Origin of the sequence: Rhodococcus sp. IEGM 1307 (assembly GCF_030056915.1) — a bacterium.
GTDB lineage: Bacteria > Actinomycetota > Actinomycetes > Mycobacteriales > Mycobacteriaceae > Rhodococcus_F > Rhodococcus_F opacus_D.
The window spans coordinates 1-283 of sequence record NZ_JASHKW010000092.1 but is presented as its reverse complement, the minus strand read 5'-3'; the positions used below and the strand labels follow the sequence as shown (position 1 = coordinate 283).

Genomic DNA, 283 nt, shown 5'->3' with positions numbered 1-283 from the left:
CACGAACCCGGACAACACCAGGATCGCGATGTTCGCCAACAATTCGGTATACATCAGATCGCCGCCTGGTGGACCGGGGCTTGGAGGTCGTTGCCGTACTCGTCGAGGTATCCGAAGAACTCGTACGTCCGCCGGGGCACCATCACATGGTCGAGGAACACTGCCAGCGGTGTTGCGAGTGTTCTGAAAAGTGTTGTGATCATGAGGTTTCCTTGGTGTCTCGGGTGCCGCAGGACGCGGCGAGGACCTCGTCCGAGAAATCGGGGGCCAGCGCCCCGTCGAC

The 283-nt window shown here is 60.8% G+C and carries 1 protein-coding gene; it reads right to left on the bottom strand.

Annotated elements, in window-relative coordinates:
- Positions 1-53 precede the first annotated feature (53 nt).
- Positions 54-203, bottom strand: coding sequence for a hypothetical protein (locus QM841_RS42955; protein ID WP_283336805.1), 150 nt, complete (start codon positions 201-203; stop codon positions 54-56).
- Positions 204-283: the final 80 nt, after the last annotated feature.